This is a genomic window from Microbulbifer agarilyticus, assembly GCF_020171345.1.
GTDB lineage: Bacteria > Pseudomonadota > Gammaproteobacteria > Pseudomonadales > Cellvibrionaceae > Microbulbifer > Microbulbifer agarilyticus_D.
Map to the genome: position 1 here is coordinate 379835 of NZ_JAIUZM010000001.1, position 7842 is coordinate 387676.

Annotated in this window: 6 protein-coding genes and 2 tRNA genes; all 8 read right to left on the bottom strand. The window is 57.3% G+C overall.

All coding sequences use genetic code 11. The features are described from left to right. Positions 1-195: 195 nt before the first annotated feature. The 8 genes from rpsO to LCM31_RS01525 all read right to left on the bottom strand — a co-directional run bounded on the left by rpsO (position 196) and on the right by LCM31_RS01525 (position 7681). Positions 196-465 carry a 30S ribosomal protein S15 gene (rpsO, locus tag LCM31_RS01490; RefSeq protein WP_066966910.1) on the bottom strand — a complete coding sequence of 90 codons (270 nt, stop codon included), beginning with the start codon at positions 463-465 and terminating at the stop codon, positions 196-198. Positions 466-576: 111 nt separating this feature from the next. Then, entirely contained in the window at positions 577-1527 is a 951-nt protein-coding gene (gene truB, locus LCM31_RS01495; protein WP_224866947.1) for a tRNA pseudouridine(55) synthase TruB, read from the bottom strand. Further along, a complete protein-coding gene (rbfA, locus tag LCM31_RS01500; protein ID WP_224866949.1) occupies positions 1527-1925 on the bottom strand; it encodes a 30S ribosome-binding factor RbfA in 399 nt (132 codons plus the stop codon). The genes truB and rbfA overlap by 1 nt, the downstream gene beginning before the upstream one ends. Positions 1926-2010: 85 nt before the next feature. Beyond that, positions 2011-4833, bottom strand: a complete 2823-nt coding sequence (gene infB / locus LCM31_RS01505; protein WP_224866951.1) for a translation initiation factor IF-2 — start codon at positions 4831-4833, stop codon at positions 2011-2013. Between the two features lie 146 nt (positions 4834-4979). Then, the gene (gene nusA / locus LCM31_RS01510; RefSeq protein WP_224866953.1) at positions 4980-6482 is read right to left on the bottom strand and encodes a transcription termination factor NusA; all 1503 of its coding nucleotides are present in this window, start codon (positions 6480-6482) and stop codon (positions 4980-4982) included. Between the two features lie 154 nt (positions 6483-6636). After that, entirely contained in the window at positions 6637-7107 is a 471-nt protein-coding gene (rimP, locus tag LCM31_RS01515) for a ribosome maturation factor RimP (protein ID WP_224866955.1), read from the bottom strand. 259 nt (positions 7108-7366) lie between these two features. Then, positions 7367-7443, bottom strand: a tRNA-Met gene (locus LCM31_RS01520). Positions 7444-7604: 161 nt separating this feature from the next. Further along, positions 7605-7681 (bottom strand) — tRNA-Met (locus LCM31_RS01525). Positions 7682-7842: the final 161 nt, after the last annotated feature.

A 7842-nucleotide genomic window follows, 5' to 3' on the forward strand; every position in this document is an offset into this window, starting at 1 on the left:
CCTACAGTGTTCGCCCGCAAACAAACGGACGATGGTTGCCGGCCTGTAACGTATGCCGGCAATCCCGGGGAACTACTTAACCGACTCCCCGAAATTCCTATATTCACTCGTTCCTGCAGCTCAATGCGTGTAAAGCAGCATTTATACAAGAACTAAAAAGAACAATGCCCGCCAGAGGCGGGCATTGTCAGGGTCTTAGCGACGCAGGCCGAGCTTGGCGATCAGCTGAGCGTAACGGTTCAGATCCTTGCGCTTCAGGTAGTCCAGCAGCTTACGACGCTGGTTTACCATGCGGATCAGACCACGACGGGAGTGGTGGTCTTGCTTGTGAGAAGCAAAGTGACCCTGAAGCTTGTTGATGTTGGCAGTCAGCAGGGCTACCTGAACTTCCGGAGAACCGGTATCACCTTCAGACTGGCCGTGCTCTTTCAGGATGGCTGCTTTTTCGTTTGCAGACAGTGCCATAACGAATTACCTCGTTCGTAACATGCTTTGAAAATTCGGCTGGCCCGTGCATGTTTACAGACCAGCTAGTCGCTTATTCCCCGTATTCGCCGGAAAACCGGCTCCTGCGGGTTATTTTACCAACCGGCGGGGGGCAACCCGCCCGTCATCAGTAATCTCTCCAACGCCCAGAAATTCACCACTTTCCAGGAAGAGGCGCACCATATCACCTTCGTCGCCCAAGCGATAGACCTGCAGATCCATAACCGGTTGCCCCTGACGCAGATAGTAACCCGTGTCATCCGCGAGGATCATCTTGGGCAGCCCGGAGGCGGGAGAATCCGCTGGCAACAGGTGGTGATCGAGTACTTCAGCGCGGTCTTCCCCACGCTCTTCGGTCAGCTCATCCAAGGTGACCGAGTCGTCTTCATGGTAGGGGCCTGCGGCAATGCGGTGCAGTTTTTCAACAAAAGCCCCTACACCCAGCGCCTTACCCAGATCTTCCGCGAGACTGCGCACATAGGTGCCCTTGGAGCAGTGCACTTCGACCTCTGCCCTGGGCAGCTTGTCTGGAGAATCTGCCGCAGGGATGAAGTTCAGCAACTCGTAGGAGAAGATCTCCACCTGGCGCGCTTCACGCTCTACTTCAATGCCCTGACGCGCCAGCTTGTATAGCGGCTGGCCATTATGCTTCAGCGCGGAATACATGGACGGCACCTGGCTGATAGTGCCGCGGAAATCCACCATGGCATCGCGCACCTGCTGTTCGGTGATCGCCGAGGCATCGCTGGTGGCCACAACATTGCCATCCGCATCACCGGTTTCGGTAGTCATACCGAGGCAGAAGGTACTGCGATAGCGCTTGTCGGCATCCAGCAGGTACTGTGAAAACTTGGTTGCCTCACCGAAGCATACCGGCAGCACGCCGGTCGCCAGCGGGTCCAGCGCGCCGGTATGGCCGGCGCGATTGGCAAAGAACAGGCGTTTGGCTCGTTGCAGGGCGTCGTTGGCAGAAATACCGGTGGGCTTGTTCAGCAACAGCACACCATTTACCTGCCGGCCCCATTTTGGTCTGCGGCCCATCAGTCGTTCTGTTCTTCCGGTTCGTCGTCAGACTTTTTCTGGTCGGACTTCACCGCCTTGTCGATCAATGCCGACAAGTGCTGGCCACGCACAGAGGTTTCGTCGTAACGGAACTGCAGACGGGGAATCGTGCGGATCTGAATTTCCTTGGCAAGCTGGCTGCGCAGGAAGCCGGCAGCCTTATTCAGGACGTCCATGGAAATATCGATCTTGCTGCGATCGTCTTCGCCCACCAAAGTGACAAACACTTTGGCAGTGGTGAGATCGCGGCTCACTTCCACGTCGTTGACATTGACCATACCAACGCGCGGGTCGCGCACTTCGTGCTGAATCAGCCGCGCCAGCTCTCGACGCATGGCGTCGGCAACTCGATCGGCTCGATGAAATTCTTTGGCCATTGTTTACCTATTAAAAATGGCATTTCGCCGACAGCCAGGCCCCGCGGTAAAACCGCGGTGACCCGGCTGCCGGCGAAAGAGAACGTTACAGTTCGCGGGCAATTTTTACGATGTCGAAGACTTCGATCTGATCACCAGGCTTGACGTCATTGTAGTCTTTAACGCCGATACCACATTCCATACCGTTGCGGACTTCCTGCACGTCGTCTTTGAAACGACGCAGGGATTCCAGGTCGCCCTGGTAGATCACAACGTTGTCACGCAGTACGCGGATCGGCTTGTTGCGGTACACGGTACCCTCGGTAACCATACAACCGGCAATGGCACCAAGTTTCGGGGAGCGGAATACGTCACGCACTTCGGCGATACCAACGATTTCTTCGCGCTCTTCCGGATCCAGCATGCCAGACAGGGCCTGCTTCACTTCGTCGAGCAGGTTGTAGATCACGCTGTAGTAACGTACTTCAACACTTTCGGTTTCTGCCAGCTTACGCGCGGCGACATCGGCACGGGTATTAAAGCCGATTACGATTGCGCCGGAGGTCAGGGCCAGGTTGATATCGTTTTCCGCAATACCACCCACGCCACTGGAAACCACGTTGACGGACACTTCTTCGTTACCGATATCGGCCAGTGCCGCTTGAATCGCTTCCAAAGATCCACGCACGTCGGCCTTAACCACAACCGGCAGCACTTTCTTCTCACCGGCTTCCATGTTGGCAAACATGTTTTCCAGCTTGGCGGCCTGCTGACGCTGCATACGCTCGGTGCGCTCTTTGTCGGCACGCTGCTCGGCAACTTCACGAGCTTTACGCTCATCCGCCACAACCATGAATTCGTCACCCGCATTCGGGGTGCTATCCAATCCCAGCAGCTCTACCGGTGTAGAGGGGCCCGCTTCTTTCACGGATTTACCCAGTTCGTTAGTCATCGCACGCACGCGGCCGTAGCTCTGGCCAGCCAACACGATATTACCGCGCTGCAACTCGCCGTTCTGTACCAGCAGGGTGGCAACCACACCGCGGCCTTTTTCCAGGCGCGCTTCGATCACAACACCGGTGGCCGGTACACCGACCTTGGCTTTCAATTCCAACATCTCAGACTGCAGGGATACTGCTTCCAGCAGCTCATCAATACCCTGCCCGGTGTGGGCAGATACTTCAATGAACTGGGTGTCGCCGCCCCAGTCTTCAGGAATCACGTCTTTCGCCGCCAGCTCGTTCTTCACACGATCCGGGTCAGCCGCTTCCTTATCACATTTGTTGATCGCCACAACCAGCGGTACACCGGCGGCCTTGGCGTGGGCGATGGCCTCTTCGGTTTGTGGCATTACACCATCGTCCGCGGCCACAACCAGGATAACCACGTCGGTCGCCTGGGCACCGCGGGCACGCATGGCGGTAAACGCGGCGTGCCCCGGAGTATCCAGGAAGGCGATCTCGCCCTGGCTGGTCTTCACCCGGTAAGCACCGATGTGCTGGGTAATACCACCGGCTTCACCGGACGCCACCTTGGTTTCACGGATGTAGTCGAGCAGCGAGGTTTTGCCGTGGTCAACGTGACCCATAACGGTCACAACCGGGGCACGGCTCACGTCTTCGCCGCCTTCCTGCTGAGATTCAGCAACCAGCGCTTCTTCCAGCGCATTCTCCGACACCAGCACCACCTTGTGGCCCATTTCTTCGACAATCAGGGTCGCGGTATCGCGATCCAAGCTCTGATTGATGGTGACCATTTCGCCCATCTTCATCAGGCGCTTGATCAGCTCACCGGCTTTAACATTTAACTGCTTGGCCAACTCGCCGACGGTAATCGTCTCGCCCAGTTGCACTTCGTACACTTGCTTTCCTGTCGGCTTCTTGAAGCCGTGTGTGTTCTTCACTTTCAGCGTAGGACGAGAAAGTGAGCGGGTGCTGCGCTGATCTTCTTCCGATTCAAAAGCTTCCAGCGCTGCATCGTACAGGGAGGTTTTGCTGGATTTTTTCGGGCCGGATTTACCGCGACGACTGCTGCGACGCTTGCGCGGCTCGTCATCGTCGCTGCTGGTGCTATCAACAGCAGCTTCCTGCTTGCGGCGCAAAGAGGGTTTCACGCCACCAGAGGTGTCGGCAGCCGCTTTCTGCTTGGCCTTCTCGGCACGCTCTTTCTGTTCTTCTTCGACGCGCTTGCGCTCCGCTTCTACGCGCGCTTTTTTCTCTTCCAGCTCTGCCGCTTCACGCTCCGCTTCTTTCTTGCGACGCTCCATGGCGGCAATACGCATGGCTTCAATATCGTCCACATAGCTGGAGCGAACGGGGGCAGGTGCAGGCTTGGCTTTCGGCGCAGGCTTGGCTTCGGATTTGGCCTCTGCTGCAGGCTTCTCGGCTTTGACGGCCTCTTCAGCCTTGGCCTCGGCTTCCGCTTTGGCGGCCTCCGCGGCCTCTTTTTCAGCCTGAGCCTGGGCTTCAGCTTCCGCCTTAGCGCGCGCCTCTGCCTCTGCAGCGTCCTTTTCCGCCTGAGCGCGCTCGGCCGCAGCTTTTTCCGCCGCAGCCAGCTCTTCTTCCGCCTTCTTCAGTGCGGAAGTATCCACTTCTTCCTGCGGCTGTTCCGCTTCGGACTCTGCACGCTTCACGTAGGTGCGCTTTTTGCGAACTTCCACATTCACGGTCTTACGGCCAGTGCCAGAGCCGGTTTTCAGCGTGGTGGTGGTTTTACGCTTGAGGGTGATCTTGCGAGGCGCGGCGTCCTCTTCCCCTTTGCTGCTGCCGTGGCTGCTTTTCAGGAAATTGAGCAAGACCTGCTTCTCTTCTGCAGATACCTTTGCATCCGCTGAAGTGTGGGGCAAACCCGCTTCGTGCATCTGCTTGAGCAGACGCTCCTCGGTGGCACCAACCGATTTGGCGAGTTCGCTAACTGTTACTTCGGCCATTCTCTCTCCTAAAAAGTCGCATTGCGGCGGCGCGGTATCAATGCATTTTTCCGCTCCGCCCTTGGCCTGACTGGCAGGCTATTCGGGGCGCGCACATCACACTCAGAGTGACGCGCAGGGCCGGGCTCGCACCCGGCACTTGGGCATTAAGCCTCTTGATCACTGTCGTCGGCGAACCACGGCTCGCGTGCTTTCATGATCAGAGCTGCGGCACGTTCCTGGTCCATGCCTTCAATTTCCAACAGGTCATCAACGGCCTGCTCCGCCAGGTCCTCCATAGAGGCAACCCCGCGGCTGGCCAGCTGGAACGCCAGCTGTCGGTCCATACCTTCCATGTTCAGCAGGTCTTCCTGTGGCTCGGACGCATCCAGCTCCTCCTCGGAGGCCAGCGCCTGAGTCAGCAACGCGTCCTTGGCGCGGGCGCGCAACTCCTCAGCAATCTCTTCGTCGAAGCCATCGATCGCCAGCATTTCTTCCAGCGGAACATAAGCGACTTCTTCGAGGGAAGTGAAACCCTCGTCCACAAGGACACCGGCGACATCTTCATCGATGTCCAGGCGCTCCATGAAGGTTTCCATGATGCTGCCAGATTCCGCTTCCTGCTTGGCCTGCCACTCGTCAACGCTCATTACGTTGATCTGCCACTCGGTCAGCTCGGAAGCCAGGCGCACGTTCTGGCCGCTGCGGCCAATGGCCATTGCCAGGTTTTCTTCCGCTACGGCTACGTCCATAGAGCCGGCGTCTTCGTCCACCACGATGGATTCGATTTCGGCTGGCGCCATGGCGTTGATTACGAACTGGGCCGGGTTCTCGTCCCACAGGACGATGTCCACGCGCTCGCCAGACAACTCGTTAGAGACTGCCTGAACGCGCGCACCGCGCATACCAACACAGGCACCGACCGGGTCGATGCGGCCATCATTGGTGTTCACTGCAATCTTGGCGCGCAGGCCCGGATCGCGGGCGGCACCACGGATTTCGATCACTTGCTCGGAAATTTCCGGCACTTCAATGCGGAACAATTCGATCAGCATTTGCGGGCAGGAGCGGCTCAGCATCAGCTGCGGGCCACGGGCTTCCGGTTGGATTTCCAGCAGGATGGCGCGTACGCGATCGCCGAGGCGGAAAATCTCACGACCAACCAGCTGGTCGCGGGGCAGGCGCGCTTCGGCATTGTTGCCCAGGTCCACCGCGATAAAGTCGCGAGTCACCTTCTTCACGGTACCGCTGACCATTTCGCCAACGCGATCGCGATACTCATCGACGATCTTGGCGCGTTCGGCTTCACGGACCTTCTGAACGATTACCTGCTTGGCAGTTTGTGCTGCGATACGACCGAAGCCTACGTTTTCCACCTGTTCGCGGAATACGTCACCCGCTTTCAGCTCGGGATCTTTTTCATGGGCTTCTTCCAGAGTGAACTGGGTACCCAGCTCTGCCAGAGTGTCGTCGTCAACGACTTCCCAGCTACGGAAGGTTTCATAGTCACCACTGCGGCGATCGATGATCACTTCGATAGTGGAATCTTCGTCGTAGCGCTTCTTGGTGGCCGTCGCGAGCGCCACTTCGATTGCCTGGAAAATAATATCCCGGTCAACGCCTTTCTCGTTGGAAACCGCTTCGGCTACCAGCAAGATTTCTTTGTTCATGCAGCTGCCTCTTCAAAAACGCTACGTGGTGACTATTCAATGCTTTGATAGAACCGTTACCGGTGGTTCCACCCACTACTTCCGCATTGCCCTTTCTAGTTGGCCCGAAAACCGGACACTGGCCCAAAATTCAGGCCCGAAACTTTGTTACCGCTTATTTGCTGTCATCAAATTGCGGAATGATATTTGCCTTCTCGATACTGTCGATGGGCAGTAAATATTCATTTTCGCTATCGATACGCAGGACGATTTCATCGCCCTCCACACCGGCCAGCAGACCGCGCCATTTGCGCTGTCCGTCCAGTGGCATACGCAGGCGCAATTCAATCTGGGCACCGATATAACGCTGGTACTGTTCCAGCTTGTACAGCGGGCGGTCCATCCCGGGGGAGGACACTTCCAGGGTGTACTTGCTGCTAATGGGATCTTCCACATCCATCACCGCGCTGACCTGGCGACTGACCTTTTCACAGTCATCCACGGAGATGCCGCGCTCGGCGTCGATATAAATTCGCAGCAGGGCGTTGCGGCCGTGGGTCTGGTAATCGATCCCCCACAGCTCGCAATCCAGTGATTCAACCACCGGAGCCAGAAGCTCTTCCAAAAGTTCGCGCTTGCTTGCCATATCACCACTTTGGCCCCGGCCCGCGCCAATCGCAGTGCGACTGCCCGGAGGGGCGGATGCGCGATCGCTTGTGCCGACCGCAAAAAACAAAAAATGGGCAGCGGAGCTAACCCCACGGCCCGAATGAGAAACCGCGGCGCCGACTCCCGGCCCATTCGGATGGCAAACCGGGAAATTCCCGTTTACCGCAGATACGAAAAAGCCCCTAATAGGGGCTTCAACTGCGTAGCCACATAGTATTTATGCAACCACAAGAATTTGGTAGCGGGGGCAGGATTTGAACCTACGACCTTCGGGTTATGAGCCCGACGAGCTACCAGGCTGCTCCACCCCGCAACAACAACTCTGGGGCTAGGCGACCACTTAAACCTCATGAAGTATAAATGGAAATTTGGTAGCGGGGGCAGGATTTGAACCTATGGCCTTCGCCGGCTATGCCGCCAGAGGTAAAGAGAGAGCCCGTCGGGCAACTCAGCAGAACCACTGAAACCAAATTTTGGTAGCGGGGGCAGGATTTGAACCTACGACCTTCGGGTTATGAGCCCGACGAGCTACCAGGCTGCTCCACCCCGCACCAACGACCCGGAAGTCGACCTGGTAAGTCTCGACTTCCTGCGGTGGGTGACCCCAACCGCTCAGAGGCTGCGCATTCTATTGATCGCCCCACTGGGAGTCAAGTCACTTCTGGCATTAAATTACTCCCAGCAGTTTCCGGACTTAAACCAGCTGCGCGAT